This window comes from Cognatiyoonia sp. IB215446 (assembly GCF_033963825.1).
GTDB lineage: Bacteria > Pseudomonadota > Alphaproteobacteria > Rhodobacterales > Rhodobacteraceae > Yoonia.
In genome coordinates, this window is record NZ_JAXBMD010000003.1 from 295,345 (window position 1) to 312,663 (window position 17,319).

Annotated in this window: 12 protein-coding genes; 1 reads left to right on the forward strand and 11 read right to left on the reverse strand. The window is 57.7% G+C overall.

Features of this window, described 5'->3' with window-relative positions; translation table 11 throughout:
* Nucleotides 1-43: 43 nt before the first annotated feature.
* From SLH49_RS15560 to SLH49_RS15575, 4 genes are read right to left on the reverse strand one after another with little or no spacing between them, the layout of a single operon-like run.
* Nucleotides 44-1,639 (reverse strand): type IV secretory system conjugative DNA transfer family protein, encoded by a 1,596-nt coding sequence (locus SLH49_RS15560; RefSeq protein WP_320270079.1) that lies wholly within the window; start codon nucleotides 1,637-1,639, stop codon nucleotides 44-46.
* On the reverse strand, nucleotides 1,636-2,001 hold the full coding sequence (locus SLH49_RS15565; protein ID WP_320270080.1) for a hypothetical protein: 366 nt from the start codon (nucleotides 1,999-2,001) through the stop codon (nucleotides 1,636-1,638). Before SLH49_RS15565 ends, SLH49_RS15560 begins: the two co-directional genes overlap by 4 nt.
* Nucleotides 1,998-2,789: a hypothetical protein gene (locus tag SLH49_RS15570; protein WP_320270081.1), complete on the reverse strand. Its 792-nt coding sequence runs from the start codon at nucleotides 2,787-2,789 to the stop codon at nucleotides 1,998-2,000. The genes SLH49_RS15565 and SLH49_RS15570 overlap by 4 nt, the downstream gene beginning before the upstream one ends.
* Before the next feature lie 36 nt (nucleotides 2,790-2,825).
* On the reverse strand, nucleotides 2,826-5,201 hold the full coding sequence (locus SLH49_RS15575; RefSeq protein WP_320270082.1) for an AHH domain-containing protein: 2,376 nt from the start codon (nucleotides 5,199-5,201) through the stop codon (nucleotides 2,826-2,828).
* 136 nt (nucleotides 5,202-5,337) lie between these two features.
* On the opposite strand from SLH49_RS15575, the gene SLH49_RS15580 reads away from it, so the two are divergent.
* Nucleotides 5,338-6,924 carry an Hsp70 family protein gene (locus tag SLH49_RS15580; protein ID WP_320270083.1) on the forward strand — a complete coding sequence of 529 codons (1,587 nt, stop codon included), beginning with the start codon at nucleotides 5,338-5,340 and terminating at the stop codon, nucleotides 6,922-6,924.
* Nucleotides 6,925-6,933: 9 nt separating this feature from the next.
* Here the strand turns inward: SLH49_RS15580 and SLH49_RS15585 are convergent, their stop codons facing one another.
* From SLH49_RS15585 to SLH49_RS15615, 7 genes are all read right to left on the reverse strand, one after another.
* Complete coding sequence (locus SLH49_RS15585) at nucleotides 6,934-8,112, reverse strand: hypothetical protein (RefSeq protein WP_320270084.1); 1,179 nt, start codon at nucleotides 8,110-8,112, stop codon at nucleotides 6,934-6,936.
* A 4-nt stretch (nucleotides 8,113-8,116) separates the two neighbouring features.
* Nucleotides 8,117-9,697: an Hsp70 family protein gene (locus SLH49_RS15590; protein ID WP_320270085.1), complete on the reverse strand. Its 1,581-nt coding sequence runs from the start codon at nucleotides 9,695-9,697 to the stop codon at nucleotides 8,117-8,119.
* Nucleotides 9,698-9,721: 24 nt separating this feature from the next.
* A complete protein-coding gene (gene grpE / locus SLH49_RS15595; RefSeq protein ID WP_320270086.1) occupies nucleotides 9,722-10,474 on the reverse strand; it encodes a nucleotide exchange factor GrpE in 753 nt (250 codons plus the stop codon).
* A 144-nt stretch (nucleotides 10,475-10,618) separates the two neighbouring features.
* Nucleotides 10,619-12,886 (reverse strand): TRAP transporter fused permease subunit, encoded by a 2,268-nt coding sequence (locus SLH49_RS15600; RefSeq protein WP_320270087.1) that lies wholly within the window; start codon nucleotides 12,884-12,886, stop codon nucleotides 10,619-10,621.
* Between the two features lie 97 nt (nucleotides 12,887-12,983).
* Complete coding sequence (locus SLH49_RS15605; protein WP_320270088.1) at nucleotides 12,984-13,970, reverse strand: TAXI family TRAP transporter solute-binding subunit; 987 nt, start codon at nucleotides 13,968-13,970, stop codon at nucleotides 12,984-12,986.
* A gap of 177 nt (nucleotides 13,971-14,147) precedes the next feature.
* Nucleotides 14,148-15,476: a sigma-54 dependent transcriptional regulator gene (locus tag SLH49_RS15610; RefSeq protein ID WP_320270124.1), complete on the reverse strand. Its 1,329-nt coding sequence runs from the start codon at nucleotides 15,474-15,476 to the stop codon at nucleotides 14,148-14,150.
* 5 nt (nucleotides 15,477-15,481) lie between these two features.
* Entirely contained in the window at nucleotides 15,482-17,299 is a 1,818-nt protein-coding gene (locus tag SLH49_RS15615; RefSeq protein WP_320270089.1) for a sensor histidine kinase, read from the reverse strand.
* Between the last annotated feature and the right edge of the window lie 20 nt (nucleotides 17,300-17,319).

Below are 17,319 nucleotides of genomic sequence, written 5' to 3' on the forward strand. Positions count from 1 at the left end.
GGCGGCATCAATCTTCACGACCGGGGCGTTTATTTCACGTTAGTCAAAGAGGGTCCCAGGCGTAAGGTACCTTGGCGAATTTCACTTCCGTGGGATCATCGTGGCCAGTGGTCGTACCCAGAAGAACGGCGTCGCCCTTTTTCAGCAATGCGAATGCATCCTTGGGCAAACGCGGCACATCCACCCGCTGACGCGCGGCGCTTACATTCATTCCGTCACCGCCACCGACATTTTGAACTTCACGCAGAACGCTTTTTGTCCCGGCACGCGCCTGCATTTCCTCGGGCGTGCTCTTGTCTATTGTTTTCATCGAGATGATGGCCGCCAGTACCGCAAGAACGGACTCCCAAGTATCCCCAAGTCCAGATGATTTGAGTTGTTGAATGGATTGCGTAGCAACGATGCACAGCCCCCCGAAATGCCGCGCCATTGAGAAGTACTCAGCATCCCCGACAGGCTCGTCTTTCAATTGGGTTGCGATCATATGATACTCATCGGCCATGAAAAGCACGGGTCTCTTATTGTTCATTAACTCGTAGGAATTGAAGCGATCTTCCCTGCCAAGCACCGTCCGCTGAACGATAAGCTTTACAAGCGCCGGCAGTATACGCGTCAGCGTCAATTCGTCCGAACCGGGGCTAACCAGTACAAACTTACCGTCATCGATGATCTGATCATAAAGCGGTGTGGCACCCAGCCGCGTCTCTGCGCTGTAACAGGCATTGCCGGATTCCCGAAAGACGTCATAAGCTTGCCGCATGAACTGCTCCAACGTGGCCCGATTTTTTGGATCACCAGCGCTGTGGCTGCGCAGTTGGTCGATCCGCAAAAGCAGGTCCTGTGCTGTTTGCGCTGTTTTCTGATTGCTGTTGACTTGCGCGTGTTTGAGGATCTTCTCGAGCTTGGGGACACTCTGCCCGCCTTTGATCTCGGTCCCGACGGCCAGATCAATCATCCGCGCCAGTGTTGGCGGCTCATCGTCGAGTTGTTGCATCAGATCAAGGATTGCCCCGAATGTCAGCGACATCTGCTGAAACCAGTAAGGCTCGCGCGCTCCCAACCCGGCACTCAGGGCGCTGAGCACCAGTATCTTCCCGATCTCAGTGGGTGATAACCCGCAATGCAAAAGGTTGACGCCGCCTTTCTCCTGCAACGCCTCGCGGTTGATAATGATAAGGTCATCCTCGCGACCGACTTCGGCGAAAACGCGTGGCGCAATCTTGGCCAGATCACCCTTGGGGTCGAGGATCACACCGCCGAAGCGATGGTCAGGCCGATCCTTACCGCCCGGTCCATGACGCGTTTCATGACGAAGGATCTGGCGCAATAGGTAGACAAGCGTATTGGTCTTGCCCGATCCCGGCCCCCCAAAAAGCGCATATTGCAGCTTGAGGCCGTTATCGATGATCGAGACCTTTTTGTCCGTCTTTTCAAGCGCATAGTTCCAGTCGTGTTCTTCGCTGATCTCACCGGGCAACATCCCATGTCCCGCAGTTGCCGACGGCGTCTCGGGTGCGTTGATTGCGGCGCTGTTACGATACCGCTGCCTAATCTCCGGCGGGCGGTCATCAAGATGCAACTCGGTGCCAAGATGTACCTCACCCTTGACGCTAATCTTGAATTCGCGATCAAGTGTCATGAAAGATGCTCCCGCCCCGGCAAGGGATCATAAAAGGAACAATCGTGTTCTCTGTTACGAACGGCGCAAATCTCGAAAACCGGATGACGTCGACCGTTGTAATCCGGATGCGCATTTGCAGTCGTCTTGGCGCTCCATGCCTCGCACCATTCATAATATTGCGGGATTGCAGGAAAGGGTTCCCCTGTTTGTTCGCGGGATTGTTCGGCAGGAAACAGCTTTTTGGCCTGCCAATCCGCAAATTTGTCATCCTCGTCAATAATCTCGAAATTCTCGGTATCACCGCCGACATACTGGAAGGCGGGAGGGCGCCGGTGGCGACAATCGATACAAAATACTTTTAGTCGATCCTCGGCGCTCATTTTTTCAGCCACTCCTTGTAAAGCTCACGGCCAAGTTTACGAAAGGTCTCAGATTTGGGTCGGCGCGGTTGCGGGACATGACCGCCACCGACCGGCTCTGGCGGTAGAACTTGTTGATAGGCGTCGTCCTGAAAACCGCCACCGCTATAGGCCGGACAGTTGCCATCAGGATTGCGCATGTGGCCGAGAACAAAAGCGCCCGGACGGGAATAATGCTGGCAATGTGCATAGTAGCGCGGCGGATCGGGCAGGACTCCACCGCTCCGATTTGCCAACGACATCTCCAACGCGCGGCGTTGCTGGTTTGAGCCTACGATGGCCTCCATGTTGCTGGTAACCTGACTGGCCGGGGCGCCATTGTCCCACACCCGGTTAATCATGTTTTGCGACGGATCAATCGCGTCAAGCAGCGCCTGATTGTCATAATCCTGCCCGGTGGGTGGCGCGTTATGCGCGCAGGTCTGGCAGGGGCCGCCCCGTGCGCCTTGCCCCGCCTCTTGATGATCATTGCATCTGTTACCCGCGTTCTTTGAATCACACATATAGTAGATGTCCTGCGCCTCGCGCAGACCGCAATATTCACTGGCCAAGGGTCTGCGTGACCAGGTTTGCTTGCCCGCCTGCATTTGGCGGTTCCGGTCACGCGCATCACGCACCTCTCGCTGCGCCTGATTGTCGTAGGATCTCTCAATCTCGCGCGCCAATTCCCTGCTGTAGGGCATATCGACCGCATCGCTGAGATTGCGCGCCGCGCGGTAGTGAAGGCAGGTTTCGCAATAGGCTTTCATCAAAATACTCCTTTGCCTGAATATGGTGGCTTGGGTTTAGCGGAGGCCGGGCGGGCGTCCGTCGGGGGTAAGCTGATCTGGCGTAACCTTGTCACGCAGTTCAGCAAGCAATTCGTCCATCTTGCTTTGAAGATCGGCCTCAGCAATGCGACCATTGCGGAATTCGATCTCCATGATCTCCAGCCGCGATTCCACATACCAGTTATAGTTCGTGTGGCCCGGAAAACGGCCATGGTGGTCTTTGTCGAGTGCGATGCCGTTCCTTGGATTGTTGTGGTCCCAGCCACCCTCAAGGCTGCGCAGTTTGTTGAGGATTTCGTGGTCGCGCAGGCTGTGCGGGATCAGATGATGTGCTTCCTGGTCTTTACCCACTTGAATACCAGCATTTTTCAAGTTCGTGCGCAGCGTACTCCGGTCCGCCTCCACTTTTGGTGAGCCAGGGCTTGTCCGCTGTACCGCTTCCGTTGACTTTCGGTTCATGTCCAGTTCGGCATCGCTGATCGTTTCGACGAGGTCATCAAGCGGGCGGTCAACCGGCGCGCGGTTGACCCATTGCAGCGGGACCTCGTCAATTTTCGAGTCGAGATAGGCGATGGCTTTGGCTTCGGCATCAGGGCCACCCTCTTTTAGGATATCGGTCAGTTCCTTGCGGTTGATTTCAAGGTCCTCAAGCCGCACGCCCAACTCGCCCATTTTATCCGATAATTCCTTGACCAGTGGCGACTCTGCCAGCTCAGAGGCCAGCCGCTTCTCTGTCGGTGTCAGAGGTTTTGTTCGTGGCCGCGGCGCAACGGATTGTTGCGAGTCCGGGTGCACCTTCGGCGGCGATAGATCCTCTGGTTTGACCCCGCTCGTATTGTCGTGGCTGACGCTGGCGAGCGGGCGGTTATCGGGCACATCAATGTCGAAACCGCCAGCACCAGCGGTTACAGGACGCAGCCCCTTCGCCGCATCGCTGATATTTTCGACGATATCGCCCATCTGTTTCATGATGGAACGGAAATCATCGAGCATACCGCGCCCACCGACAACAGCCATGCCGATCAGCAGCCCTGCGGTGGCGAGGTAGAACGCATCCTGCGCCTCTAGCTCGTCAAAAAGCCCCATCAGGCCCAGGGCTGCGCCCTGCAAACCTGCCGTGGCGATCTCGCCCACGACGTAGTCCACCGCCTTGGCCAGCGCGAGTTTCAAGGGGCCGCCTAAGGCAAGAACCAAGGCATCTGCACCCAGTTCGAGATACTGCCCCGCATATTCATCGAACTTCGCCAGCCCATCGACCACATGTTTCGCATATTGGGCCGCGACCTGAGCGGGCGACAGGTTCTCAGCCACTTCGGGAGCGATGCCGGCTTCGCGCAGCATTGCAGCACGCATTTCGCCCGGGCTGGCATCGGGATTGAGTGCAAGCGCACGCACTTCGGCGCCAATGATCTTGGTCGCCTCCTGACCCAGTGTCACGCCAAGGGCCGCGTCAATCGCTTCTTGCCGCAAAGCCATCGCTTCGACGACGGCATCTGGGCCCGCCGCCATAATCGCATCTGCCGCGTCATCCAGCCGACCAAAGGTATCATCGACAAGCTGATCACGCGCCGCCGCCATCACAGTCGCGCGTTCCGCCATAAGCTCCGCCTTTTCCCAGGTGGGTGCCTCTTCGATCGCCTCGGTCAACTCTGGCAATGAGCGGTATTGCGGCGCGACCTGCTGCAGCGCGCCTTCAAGGGCCTGCGATACGCTCAGATCTTCACCCTCAACACCAACCCTTTCGAGCAACGCATCAACCCGCGCCGACAGGCCATCGGCGGCATCAAGCCCAGCTTCGCGTTCCAACAAATCCGCACCGTGAATGTCGATCTGCGCACCGGCTGTCAGCCCCCCGATCAGATCGGCGTGATGCATCAACGTCTCAATTTCCTGCGTCATCGCAGCGATGTTCAGCCCCTCACCTTTTGCCAAGCTCTCGGTCGCATCCTGCACAAAGGGGGCCGTGGCGGGGTTCTCGGCTGCCTGTGCCAATCCCATCGCCATGTCCACGATCTGCTTTGTGATTGGCCGCTCGAACAGCCCGTTGGGAAAGATCGAAACCAGAGCTTCGGCAGTGCGCGTCGCCTCAGCGCTCAGCACCTCGTTTTCATGGATGACATCGATCGCTTCCTGGCGCATTTCGGTGATCTGCAATTCCGACAAGTCTTCAGACACCTGCGATGTCTTGGTGAATTCATCCTCGGTTTTGCGCGGCTTAAGGCTGTCGTCGTCCATCACTGCAAGCGCTAGCAACAATTCGAACAAACCGTTCAGATCATTCGCCGGGTCTTGGACAAGATCGAGGCCAGCGCCCTCATCCGGTCCGACGACCGCGATATCTGCACCGTCAAACCCCAGGTCGCCACCGCCTCCATCGACATCACATGCCATCGTAATAGCCCTCGGGGTGCAGCCATCTGTTTCAATTATCGCTGCTTTCGGGAATTCCAGCAAGTGAATGTGGTGGAATCCGCCAAGATGTGCCATCGTTTGTTGAGCTTTTCAGCAATTAGGGCCGGGAGCGATCATGCAGGAAATGACGGATGCAGCGGTCTTTGGAATAGACCTCGGAACGACGAATAGTGCCATCGCAATCGCCGACGCCAACGGTGCAAGGATCGTTCCCAATCAGGAAAACGGATCAACAACCCCGTCTGTGGTTGCGTTTCGGCAAGGTGACAAACCGGTGGTGGGTGTAGCTGCGCGCAATCTGGCCGTAGCGCTGCCAGATGCGGTTGCCCAACATGTTAAGCGTCGGATTGGCATGGAGAGCACAGATCAAGCGGCCAGGATTGCGATTGGCGGTGAAAGCTATCTCCCCGAAGAAATCTCCGCATTGGTGATCCGCAAACTGGTGAACGATGCCCTCGAACGCGAAAGGCATTCTCCGTCTACTCAGGTCAAGGTCGTTATCACGGTGCCCGCGTATTTTACATCGATGGGAAAGAATAATACGCGCAACGCGGCAAAACTAGCCGGGGTCGAAGTACTTGATCTTGTCCATGAGCCTGTCGCAGCCGCCATTGCATATGGCGACGCCCGCGCGCAGGCACCGCAAACCGCGCTCGTCTATGATCTGGGTGGTGGTACTTTTGATGCTACGGTTGTTGAAATCGGTGAAAACACGTTCCGCACCATTGCTACGGATGGTGACAGGCTTTTGGGCGGGCATGACTGGGATCTCGCAATCGCGCGGTGGATTGTTCAGCAATTCGAAGATGCGCATCCTGGCGCCGCACCTAATCTTGATGATCTGTCGCAAAAGTACCGCCTGCTCGAGGCTGCTGAAACGGCCAAGATGGCACTCACCGAAATTGATGACACAACCGTCGCTTTCCATCACGGTGGCAAGAGTATTTCCCCCGATTTGACCCGCGACACCTTTGAAATGCTGACGGACCATCTTTTGGAGGAAACAATCTCTCGGACAGAGGCGGTACTGCAAGCGGCGGCAGGAAAAGGTGTGCATGCACCACAGACAGTTGTGCTGGTGGGTGGATCAACCTACATGCCCGCTATCATGCGGCGACTGAAAGCAATGCCCGAGCTTACCGGCTGCGAGTTCAAGCGCCATGAACCAGACTTTGCCATCGCAAAGGGTGCTGCCCTTTATGCACAGATGGTCGCCTCTGGTGTGCAATCGGTGGGCGCCGCCGCCCCCGGTGCTGTGCCTTCGGGCAGCGGGCGGCTGGTCACGCAGGTTAATGCAAAGGCAATCGGGGTCGTGCTGGAAGATCGCGACACCAACGAAAAGCATGTCCAATACCTCATAGGACGTAACACCGAACTGCCGACAGAGGTGGAAGAGACGTTTTATACGATCAAGGATAACCAGTCATCGGTCCTGGTCGAAGTGGTAGAGGAACGGCAAGAACCGTCTGCGGTCGTCAGAGAAAATCTTATGCTGAACGGCGGCGTGTTCCGCTTGCCGGCGCCACTTCCTGATATGTCGCCGTTGAAGTACCGACTTTCGCTTGACGGGGCGGGCATTGTCCATGTCTTTGTTACGGACCTGAAAAGTGGCAAGACTTGGGAGATGAAAATCGACCGCTACCGTGACGTAACCAATGATCAGTTGATGCGGTTGCGACCAGTTATGGAAAATGTCACATAACCTGTTGCGTCAACGTCGCAGGTCTACACCTTCCACGTCACCATAAGCGCTGCGGATCTGACCGGTCATGCGTCGCCTGTCCGGGCTGACCATAATCTGGACCTGAACAGGGATGCCATTCACCTCGCCCTGCATTGTTAAGTTTGAACCCGAGATGCGCCCACGCGCCTGGTATCGCAAGTTTCCGCCAAATCCGTGGGCGGACACCACCGGACCGAACTGCTGGAACTCAAAGATACCGCCATTGGGGGCATGCCACTGACCGGACACATCGACAGGATTGAGGGTGTCATCGACTTTTTGGTCGAGCCAGCCACCGATCTTGTCGATCAGCTTTGGGATCAGGCCCTCGTCTTCAGGTTGCGCGGGGTCGGAAGGTTGCGTCTGGTCTTGCGTTTCAGGCATACGCTGATGCTGCGGCGTTTCAGGGATCTGGTGTCTTGGCGGTTCAAACCTCTGGTTTTGTTGGATGTCGCGCAGGGGATCATAGCGTTCGCGGTGCTGCTCCCGATTTAGTGTTTCACGCTCGTGCAATTGTGCCTCCAGCATTTCGCGAAAGCGCCGTCTTTCCTCCGCTGCCTCTTCACGCGCGCGCTCATCAGGATCCTGCATTTGCCACGTTTCCTGTCGGGCCTTGTCGCGCAAACTCTGTTGGTACATCTCGACAATCGATTGCGCCTCTTCCGACAACTTCTCGGGCGGTGGTTTGGCCGTTTCCGGTTTCTCCGGCACGACAAGACCGCATTCGCGATAGAGCGCACGGATTACAGCATCCGCATCAGGAGTACCAATCATCTCGGTCACGAATGCCGCGTCATCGGTCGCGCGGCGGGCGATCTGCTGAGGCTTTGGAGCACGGCGAGCAAAGGATTCCACATCGCCCTGCAGATCAAGCTGCGCCATCTTGTTCAAAAGGCCACGCCAGCGCGCCTTGTTAGGTTTGAAGAATGGTCCAAGCAACTGCACCAGCTTTTCTTCCTCGTCTGCAGTGCCCTCACGGGCGTTCCGAACGTCTTTGCGTCGCTTATTGAACCGCTCAACCCAGTCATCGTAAGGCGCATCCGCAGGACACCCAAGAAAGTCGCAGACATGGCGCATGGTGTCTGCACGGCCGACCTTTTCAGCCACAGTCTCCAGCGCCGCGGCGACGTTTCTGGCAATCTCCGGAGGTTCAAAAGGAACAGACACCAGCTCAGATCACAGCTTCGCGCGCTGGTTTCAGCCGCAAGATGTCGTCGTCAGTGGCCTGATCCAACTTGTCGAGCGAAACCTCCCAGTTTTGGCCGCTATCGGGTTCCTTCAAGAACACGTGTAGGATCCCTGCATCGTCGACCGAATAGGTAACATGGATCGGTGCGCCTTTGCGCAAACCGCCGGGCAGCGTAATTGCAGTTTCGTGCAACAGTGTGTTTTCTGACGCCTCCTGGGACGGCTCGCCGCGTTCTTCATAGACCTTGACGTGGATTGTGGTTTGGTTCTCTTCATCCGTGCCATATATCTTGGTGACAGAGGCAGGCAGCTCTGTCTCTTTGGGAACAAGATACTCAACAACATCGCGGTCTTTGGCGGGGTTATAGGCAAGAATACCAAGCCCCTTTGGCGTCAGCATGGTGACCAATCGGCCTTCGCTGTCGCCGACATCCGTGTCGCCGGTCATGTCAACATTGAATTTCTGTGTCTCGATCAGATTGGCAAGGATAGCCGCACCCTTTGCAATTGCCTGATCAGGTTGGAAGATCACAACCTGAAGACCGGTTGCTTTCATCAATGCCTCTTTAACGGCCAGCATGCGGGTCGATCCGCCGACGCAGACAACCCGATCAATCTGTTCGACCCCCGCCGACTTCGCCCCATCGATCACCGACTTTGTCTTTTCGATTGTTGTCTCAAGCAGGTGAGAGGTTGTTTTCTCAAAAGTGTCCCGCGTCAGTTCGACCTGATGCGTTTGCCCCGCATGGTCTAGCGTAATCATCACGGAATCCATCCCTTCGGTAGAAAGGTCGATCTTTGCCGCCTCGGCTTTGAGCGCGAGGTCCTGGTTTAGGTGTGGATCATCTTCTGGTAATTCATGGCCCGCCGCCGCAATCTCCTGACGAGCCCAGTCGACTATTGCCTCATCCCAGTTGATACCGCCCAGAACCCGCTCACCATCGGCTTTCTTCACCTCTGCGCGCTGGCCATCGACGGTCACCACCGCTACATCAAACGTGCCACCGCCAAGATCATAAACAAGGAAAGTCGACGTATTGTCGGTCATCCGCCCGTCTATATAGGCTAGCGCGGCGGCAACCGGTTCAGGTGCGACGTAAAGCACGTCGAGGTTCGCGAGAACACCGGCCTGTTTTGTCGCATTCTTGCCGATTGTGCCAAAATAGGCGGGAACCGTGACGACCACCCGGGCACGCTGCCCTGGCTCATGACCGTCCTCTTCTAGAGCGGTATCGACCAGCTTGCGCAAGATCAATGCCGAGATATCCTCGGGCGCGTAATCCGTGCCATGATACGTCGAAACCCGCTCCGTCGAGGACTCAAGTGCCATCTTCCGTTTGATGTGAGAACAGACAAGGTCTGGTTCTGCGACAGCATGGTTTTTCGCAATCCTACCAATCACCACGGTCTCCGGTGCCTTGAAATACACCACCGATGGCAGAATTTTTTCTGATCCGATATCAATGACCTGTGGCTCACCCCGCCCCGGCGAAAGCATAGCGATGCAGCTGTTCGTGGTGCCCAAATCAATTCCATATACGGGAATATCTGAGTCATGCGTCATCGTTTTGCTCCTGTTTCGGAAGACTTACTGCGGCTTCGGTTCGACTGGCTTCTCGTAGCCATAAACAGTGACTGAGGCTTGTCTGAGTGTGCGTCCCATATGCGCGAAACCTGCCTTGTGCACCTTTGCCACCGTAAGGTCTGCGGCAGGCTCTTGCGTGACGATGCGATCAATCGCTTGCACATCCTGGCCATCAAAGGGTGCGCCGGGCTCTGGTTCAAACGGTTGTGCACCATGACGCCGCAGGATGCTAAGCGTTTGCCGCTCCAGCGCCAGAAGTGCGTCGGATGGTGCATCGTTGACTTCGGACTGCTCGCGCATGCTCCGCAGATCATCATAAAGCGCGATGAACGACAGAAGTATTTTACCGTCGCGCCGTTCATCCGCGCGTGTTCTCAACGCCTTGTTATCATCACGCAGTTTGTCAATGTAGTCGCCGCTCCGGTCTCTATCCTCCAGCGCCTTAGTCAATTTTTCGTCGAGTGCTGCTATCGCCGAGAGTGTCGGGTCAGGCCTTTGATCGAACGCATCATTGTCGACCGTTTCGTCGGAACCTGTATCGAATAGCATGGCGAGCGTTGCTCGCGCCTTGCTGGCATGCAGCACCCGAAGGGCATCTGCGTCGCCTGCGCCTTCGTCAGGGAACCGCAATATCGCTGTGTCGATATCTGTCGACAACCTAAGCCGCCACCATTCCTCTGGGGTTGCGGCTGACCATTCCGGCCCCGGCAAACCGGAGGCCTGTGGTCCAACAATGCGTTTCCAAAAGGACCCCAATTCACGGCCCCCATATTGATCAAATACCCTTCAATCATTGCATGGCCGTGAACAAAGTCAAATAATTCGGTTCATGCCGATGCCCGATGATCAATCAATGAGCCAATGCCCGCCCATTGGGCTGCACGCGCCGAAGTTGTTGCCTCAATCCGCCCCGCGCACCGGCACCGCGACGCCTTCAGCGTTCGGGCGGAACATCTTCTGGATCGCAAAGACCGCAGCCGCCGTTCCGAGGCCGACAAGGTCGCTGATCAGGCCGCCTTCGATCATGAAAAGCGCCGCCGCAAACAGCGCGACCCGCAAATACCAAACCGAACGCGCACCAAGGAACCAGCCCTGCACACCTGCACTCAAGAGGAAAACCCCAAATGTTGCTGTGACGCCAGCGCGGATGATTTCGAATGTGGTGCCGTCCATCAGGATGGCAGAGTTGTAGAAGAACATGAACGGCACGATGAACGCGGCGATTCCGATCTTAAATGAGGCGACGGACGTTCCCATCGGGTTTGCCCCACTGATGCCCGCAGCAGCATAACTCGCCAAGGCCACAGGCGGCGTGATGGCCGAGACAACCGCGAAATAGAAGACAAAGAAATGCGCCGTCAGTTGCGGGATACCCAGTTGGACAAGGCCCGGAGCGACGACCGAGGCGGCAACCGCATAGGCCGCCGTCGTCGGCATCCCCATCCCCAACAGGATCGCGATACACATTGCGAAGACAAGTGCGAGAAGCTGTGACGCCGCCGCGAGGTCAAGGAGAACGGATGAGAACCGCGCGCCCACACCCGTGAGGCTGATTACGCCCACGATGATGCCCGCACAGGCACAGACCGCGATGATCTGGATCGACATGACACCGGCCAACTCAAACGCCTTTAGGATCGATCTGATCCCCATCCGGTGAGGCGTCAGCCAACTGACCACTGCCGCTGCCACGGTCGCAAGCGTGCCCGCTCGGATCACCGAATAACCCACAAACAAAGCAACGATCAGGATGATGATCGGAATGAACAGGTAAACCTGTGCGAGGAGCCGCTTGAAGTTCGGCAGCTCATCTTCGCGCATGCCACGCATACCCAGCTTGGCGGCCTCAAAATCGACCATGAAGTAGATTGAGGCGAAGTAGAGGATCGCCGGAATGATCGCGGCAATGGCAATCTCCTGATAGGGGATGCCGGTGATCTCGGCCATGATAAAGGCGCCCGCGCCCATGATCGGCGGCATGATCTGCCCGCCTGTCGACGCCGCCGCCTCAATCGCGCCGGACGTCCGCTTGTCATAACCGACCTTCTTCATAAGCGGGATCGTCAAAGAGCCTGTGGCGACCACGTTGCCCGCCGATGTCCCGTTGATCATGCCCATCAAGCCGGACGCAAAGATCGCGACCTTTGCCGGCCCACCGCGTGCGCGGCCCGCTGCAGCAAAGGCGAAGTTGACAAAATAATCACCAACCTTCGAGGCCTGCAAGAAAGCCGCAAAGATGATGAAAAGGATGATGTAGGTCGATGAAACTGCCGTTGTTGGCCCCAGGATGCCCGCATCCGAATAGACATGGCCGAAGAAACGTTGCCAGCTATAGGGGTTCTGCACCGCCAGGATGCCCGGCAACAGATGCGCGGTGAAGGTGTAGGCCAGAAAGACGCCCGTGATGATCACCAATGCCAGCCCGGCGACACGCCGGGTCAGTTCGAGGATCATGGCGCTACCAGCCGTCGCGGCGAAGGCCACTCCAACTGGCACGAAAGGCGTACCGACAGAGTTGCGCGCGGCCGTCCCATAGATCGCCACAAGGTAGATGGCGACTGCACTAGCGGCGAACGACAGAACGAGATCAGACGCCGCAATACGGCCCCGTTCGCGCCGCTCGACCCAGCCCAGAACGATCGCACCTAAGGTCGCGATCAGAAGCGGGACGCCGAACCAGCGGATTTCGGTTGTGTAAATCTCGGTCCCCTGAAAAGCAGGCCAGGTTGTCAGCCCGCCCATTTGGGGCAATTCGCCTGATCCGATTTCATTGGCGAAACCGATGGCCGTGACGATACTCAGCGCGGCGCTGGCCGCCAGAAGTGCTGCAATGCCGGAGAATATCTTGCCAGCGCCACCCTCGCCTTCGCTGAGAAAGCTACGTGAGGAGAACAGGAGAAAGCCCAGTATCAGGGCGCCTGCAATGTGGATGATGCGGAAATTCCAGGTTTCCAACGGAAATTGCGGCAGGAAAGGAATGTCGATCCCGGTCAGTGCGGAAATCGATACGCCGTTCAGTGCAGCCATATGAAAAAGCGCATAAAGCGTGGCCACTGTCGCAATCGCAATCTGCGTTCGCCCCGCGAACACACGGCGGTTGCTCTCAACCGGCTCGTCGTCGATACCTTCGGCAAGCACGGTATCGTTGGTGCGGCTGACCTCCGTCATCGCTTTTCCTCCCTGAAAGCGCCGCCCGATCATTCTCGCGCCGGGCGTGGCAAAGTTAGCCCCGCCGCCAAGTGCTGGCGCCGGGGCATAAGGCAGATTAACCGCCGAAGATCATGTCGGCGGGGATGTCCGCACCTGCATTCTCGGTGAACCATTCAGCTGCACCGGGATGCCACATGAGCACGCCGTTCTTGTCCCAGTTCTCGGGCAGTGTGGAACGTGCTGCACGGTGGATGTTCACCATCCGCTCATTGTCGGACATCACAACCTCAACGGCTGCTTTGACAAAGCTCGCGGGCAAGTCACAGTTCGCAATCGCAAAGTTCCACATGGAAACTGAGCGTGCATCAGCCTCAAGCGTTGTGTAAGTGTCTGACGCAATGGAGAAATCTGCCACCGGGAAAGCGGCGAGGATCTGTGCCTGTTCGTCTTCCGTGAACTCGATGATGTTCACATCCGTTTGCACTTCAAGCTGGCTGACCGCAGGCACTGGAACACCGGCGGCAAAGGCGATGACGTCAAGCAGGCCGTCCTGAAGCTGGCCGCCAAGATCAGACCAGCCACCGTTACGACGCTCAAAATTCACGCCAAGCTCTTCCATCATGCGTGGGAAATAAGTGTCAGATGTGGACCCGGCAGGGCCAAAGCCGATCCGCGCACCATCGGGGATATCCGCGATGGATGTGATGCCCGATGACGACAGCGCGGTAACCGAAAACGGTGTCTGATACATCGGGAACATCGCGCAAGCATTGGTCATCTGCAGACCGGGCGCAATCGGGTTGGTCCCTTGCAGCGACTCCGCTGCCGGTCCCATTGTTGTCATGCCAAACTGCGCCTCGCCGGTGTGGACCAGCGCCATGTTCTGCATTGGGCCGCCTGTGACCTCGCCACCGCCGGTCAGGCCAAGCTCTTCGGCCACAAGATTGGCCCAGCCAGAGCCATAGGCAAAGTAGGTGCCGCCCTGTGATGCCGTACCAACGGTAAAGCTTTCCGGCCAACCTGTCCGGTCCACGTGACCGTCCGCAAAGGCGATAGAGCCGCAGACCGTCACAGCGACGGCTGCACTGACAAATGATTTCATGGTGTCCTCCCAAATGGACTTTACTGTTGTGCCCGTACCAATGGGTCGGACGCGCGTCATAATGGGTCTGCAATCGGCGGGGGCAAGAGGCCGCACGGTTTTCTGATCGGCTGAGAACGGTTTTTGTCGAAGAATGGGTGAAGACGGTGATTCTGGACGCACAGGATGTGTAGAATTCTACACATCACCGGCGTCAGAGCCGAAGGGACGGGACAATCCGTGGCGCTTCATCTTGTCATAAAGCGTTTTTCGCGACACGCCGAGCGCCTCATAGGTCTCTTTCAGCCGGCCACCATGCGCCGCAATGGCCGAGGCGATCAGCCCGCGTTCGTAGTCCGCCAGCTTTGACGCCAGATTGCCAACGTCATTCTCGGCGTCGCTTTCACCAATCCCCAGCACGAGGCGCTCGGCGAAATTGCGCAACTCGCGCACATTGCCCGGCCAAGCCCGCCCGGCAACGTCGATTTGCCGTTCAGGTGCGATATGCGGAATGGGCCTGTCATGGCGCGTTGCAGCCTGGTTCAGGAAATGCGCAAGAAGTGCCGGAATGTCTTCACGCCTTTCCGAGAGGCTGGGCATATGGAGGGTGACGGGGTTCAGCCGATAAAGCAGATCGGGCCTGAACCGGCCTGCGGCGACCGCAGTCTCAAGCGGGGTCTTGGAGATCGTGATGACGCGCAGATCCAGTGGAATGGGTTCATTCGCGCCAAGCCGCGTGACATGGCGGTTGTCGAGGACATTGAGCAGCTTTGCCTGCAAGCCCAAAGGCAGATCGTCGATCTCATCAAGACAAAGCGTGCCGCGATGGGCATGTTCAACCCGTCCGATACGCGCCCGCATCGCGCCAGGATAGGCCCCGGCCTCATACCCGAAAAGCTCGCTCTCAATCAGCGTTTCGGGCAGTCCCGCGCAATTGACATGCACAAAGGGGTGGGCGGCGCGGTCACTGGCGGCGTGCAAGGCGCGCGCCGCCACTTCCTTGCCCGTACCGGTATCGCCGGTGATCAGGATATCGGTCTGCGTATGGGCGATTTCGGCCAAGCGCGTGCGCAAGTCTCGCATCGCCGCGCTGCGGCCCGGCAGGCGCGTATGGATCGTATCGCCGGATGTAATCTGCCCTTTCAGCGCGCGGTTCTCCAGCGCAAGCCGCCGGTGATCAAGGCCGTGCCGGACGGATGTCAAAAGCCGCTCGGCGGCCCAGGGTTTTTCTATGAAATCGTAGGCACCATCCTTCATCGCGGCGACGGCGAGTTCGACATCGCCATGCCCGGTGACCAGGATCACCGGCAGTTCTGCATCCATCTCACGAACCGCCTTTAACAACGCGAGGCCATCCTTACCGGGCATGCGGATATCGGTCACCACAACACCGGCATAATCAGGTGAAAGCGCACCTAGCGCCGCATCCGCGCCGGGAAAGCAGGTACAGGTCAGACCATCAAGATCAAAGCTTTGCGCCGCAGCAAGCCGCAGATGTTCCTCATCATCGACAAAGATCACATCCATCACGGTCACTCAGCGATCATCGCGACCATCTCGGCGCGGTTGAGAGTGATCGTGAATAGCGCACCGCCGTCAGGATGGTTCACCGCACTCAGTTTCCCACCAAAATCCTCGACAATATTATACGAAATCGAGAGCCCGAGGCCCAGCCCCGCACCGGGTGGCTTAGTCGTGTAAAAGGCGTCAAAAACCTGCTCCATATTCGCGGTATCCAGACCCGTGCCATGATCGCGAATGTTGAGCGCGACATGTGTGGACCCCTCTTCAACGGTCACGATCACGTCCCGTCTCGCCGCCTCTTCCGTCGCATCAATGGCGTTGCTGACGATATTGACGACAACCTGCTGCAGCCGCAATCGCCCGGCCATCACGGCAAGTTGGCGATCAGGTGGATCAAAACGAATAGTCGCGCCAGCCTGTCTGGCGCGCGGTTCGATCACCGCAATCGCGTCTTCGATGACGTCCAGAACAGGCACGGCACTCAACGTCTCACCCGGTTGCCGGGCAAAGTTGCGCAGATGCTTTGAGATGGACGCCACCCGGTCCGTCATATCCGAAATCCGCGCCACATTCGTTCCGACCTCCTCCAATCGCCCCCGTTGCAGATAGGCCGCGGCATTGTCCGCATAGGATTTGACTGCAGCCAGCGGCTGGTTGATCTCATGTGACAGTGCTGCAGACATTTGCCCGAGTGCTGCAAGCTTGCCGGCCTGTACAAGGTCCTTTTGGGTCCGGCGCAGGATGTCTTCGGTCGTGCGGCGCTCTTCGATCTCACGCTCCAGACTTTGGTTCGCGGCACCAAGGGCGGCCGTGCGATCGCGCACCAGCGCCTCCAACGTGTCGCGCTGGGTCTGTTCTGCGCGCCTGCGCTCATTGGCGCGCAGCCGCCGTTGGATCAGGATCAATGCGCTGAGCGCCACAACAGCGATGGCCAAGCAAAGCAGGACAATGGTCTGGACTGTTTGCGCGCGAACAGGCTCCAGCGGGCTAAGCACAATGGCATGCCAGCCCGGCAGGTTCAGCGGTTGGCTTTGTGAGAGAAACTCCAAGGCATCTTGGTCATCGCCAAGCGTGACCTGCACGGCCCCTTCACCCAAAACATCCGCAGAAAACGGGATTGGTGTCACCGCTTCGACCGGGAATTGCTGGGTTCGCGCAATCTCTTGCAACAAGGGTCCTGAAAGCGGCGCAAGCGCACGCATCTTGTAAGCGGGCCTGCTCGAAAGAAACGCCACACCCAGCGGATCGGCGACGATGATCTCAAAGGGCGCGTCAGCCCAAGTTGCTTCAATGGCGTTGACCTGCACCTTTACTACCAGCACACCGAGAATCTCAATCCCGTCCAGCACTGGCGCTGCGAAATAGAACCCACGCTCGCGCGTGGTGATCCCAAGCGCGTGGAACATGGCGACCTGCCCGGACATTGCGTCTTCGAAGTATGGGCGAAATACGAAATTTCGGCCAACGAAAGACGTCGGCTCGCGATAGTTGCTCGCCGCAATGGTCAATCCATCCGCGTCCATGATGTAAATCTCATCGGTGCCAAGCTGGCTTTGCAGATTGCGCAGCTTCTCGTTCATGAAGGGCACAACGCCAGAAGGCGCATTCTCTTCCAGCAGGGCGATCACGCTGGGATCGCTTGCGATCAAGGAAGGCAGCGGCGAGAAGCGTGCGACGCTTTGGTCCATCGCCTCCGACACAAGGCGAAGTGTGGCGGCGCCATCATCCTGACTGCGCTGAACGTGAAAGGCGAAGACCCTTGGGAACAGCACAAACGCAACGCATGCGATAACCAGCGCAAAGCCCAGAAGGGCCGTGCCCTGCATGACGCGTGTCGAGTTTTTGC

Excerpts from the sequence above, each read along its gene's own strand:
- SLH49_RS15560 (WP_320270079.1), bottom strand. The coding sequence starts at position 1,639 with ATGACACTTGATCGCGAATTCAAGATTAGCGTCAAGGGTGAGGTACAT.
- SLH49_RS15565 (WP_320270080.1), bottom strand. The coding sequence starts at position 2,001 with ATGAGCGCCGAGGATCGACTAAAAGTATTTTGTATCGATTGTCGCCAC.
- SLH49_RS15570 (WP_320270081.1), bottom strand. The coding sequence starts at position 2,789 with ATGAAAGCCTATTGCGAAACCTGCCTTCACTACCGCGCGGCGCGCAAT.
- SLH49_RS15575 (WP_320270082.1), bottom strand. The coding sequence starts at position 5,201 with ATGGCATGTGATGTCGATGGAGGCGGTGGCGACCTGGGGTTTGACGGT.
- SLH49_RS15580 (WP_320270083.1), top strand. The coding sequence starts at position 5,338 with ATGCAGGAAATGACGGATGCAGCGGTCTTTGGAATAGACCTCGGAACG.
- SLH49_RS15590 (WP_320270085.1), bottom strand. The coding sequence starts at position 9,697 with ATGACGCATGACTCAGATATTCCCGTATATGGAATTGATTTGGGCACC.
- SLH49_RS15600 (WP_320270087.1), bottom strand. The coding sequence starts at position 12,886 with ATGACGGAGGTCAGCCGCACCAACGATACCGTGCTTGCCGAAGGTATC.
- SLH49_RS15605 (WP_320270088.1), bottom strand. The coding sequence starts at position 13,970 with ATGAAATCATTTGTCAGTGCAGCCGTCGCTGTGACGGTCTGCGGCTCT.
- SLH49_RS15610 (WP_320270124.1), bottom strand. The coding sequence starts at position 15,476 with ATGGATGTGATCTTTGTCGATGATGAGGAACATCTGCGGCTTGCTGCG.
- SLH49_RS15615 (WP_320270089.1), bottom strand. The coding sequence starts at position 17,299 with ATGCAGGGCACGGCCCTTCTGGGCTTTGCGCTGGTTATCGCATGCGTT.